General features: G+C 75.5%; 1 protein-coding gene. It reads right to left on the bottom strand.

All coding sequences use genetic code 11. The features are described from left to right. Positions 1–257: 257 nt before the first annotated feature. A partial coding sequence (locus HMPREF0731_RS20055) for a DUF4214 domain-containing protein (RefSeq protein ID WP_211207982.1) occupies positions 258–1,163 on the bottom strand: 906 nt, incomplete at its 5' end.

Genomic DNA, 1,163 nt, shown 5'->3' on the forward strand with positions numbered 1-1,163 from the left:
GCGGCTTCGCCCACGCTTTCGGCGATCAGCGGCAGGCGGGCGGCGGGCAGGCCAGCGCGGCCGCCGCGCTGGGCGCAGGCCCAGCGGCGCATGGCTTCCAGCAGCAGGGCCTCGGGCGCGGCCAGGGAATCGGGGCAGGTGTCGGTCCAGGGCCAGGCGGGCAGGCCGTGCGTTGCCATGGTGGGGTCTCCCTGTAGGGCCACCCAGGCTGACGCATGTGATAATCATTCGCAAGTAATACCGTGCAACCGGCCGGTTCAGCGGCCGGGCAGGGCCTCGTCGTGATGCGGGGCGAGGCCGATGGCCAGCACGGCGTCGGCGCGGTCGATGGCGTGGCTGGCCAGCATCTCGACCCAGTGGCCGAGGGTCACGGGGTCGATCTCCCCGGCATGGCTGTGGCGGTAGAGGCTGGCGACGAAGTCATGATCGGACTGGCCGGCATGCAGGGCCTGGAACTCGGTGCTGGCCATGATGGCCTGGACCAGGCCGCGCGCGTCCAGGCTGCCCTCGGCCAGGGCGCCGCCCCAGCGGGCGATGTCGCCGGGCTGGGGCGGGCGGCCGAGCAGCGTGTCGCAGGCGAGCGCCAGCAGCTTGCCCATGCCGTCGCCCAGGCCGCCGGGCATGGCGGGCAGGGGGGGCGGGGCCTCCAGGCTGCCGGCGATGCGCAGCTCGACCGGCATGGAATCGGGGGCGGGGGTGCCGACCAGGTGTTGCAGGGTGGCCAGCAGCAGGCCGCCATCGCGCCCGGCAAGGGCGTTCTGCACGGCGCCGTCGCCGAGCAGGCCGCGCAGCGCGCTGGCGAGGCCGAGCCCGTCCTCCGCCCCGCTGGACCAGGCCAGCAGCAGGGGGCCGGCCTGGCCGGGCGGGCCGGCTTCCAGGCGCAGCACTTCCTGCGCGTCGGCCATGCCGGGCAGGGCGAGGCGGCCGCTGGCCAGGCCCTGCTGGTCGGCCTGGGAGAGCCAGAGCAGGGTGCCGCTGCTGAGCGAGAGATGGATCTCGCCGCCCATGCCGAGGGCGTGGCGTTCCGCCTGCCAGTGCAGGGAGAGGCTGCCGGTCAGCGCCAGGCTGGCCTCGGCCACCAGATGGGTGTCGTCCACCGGCAGTGGCGGCGGCGGATGGGGAGTGGGTGGTGGTGTGCCGCCGTCCGCCGGGGGGGGGCGGGC

The sequence above is a fragment of the Pseudoroseomonas cervicalis ATCC 49957 genome (genome assembly GCF_000164635.1).
Taxonomy (GTDB): Bacteria; Pseudomonadota; Alphaproteobacteria; order Acetobacterales; family Acetobacteraceae; genus Pseudoroseomonas; species Pseudoroseomonas cervicalis.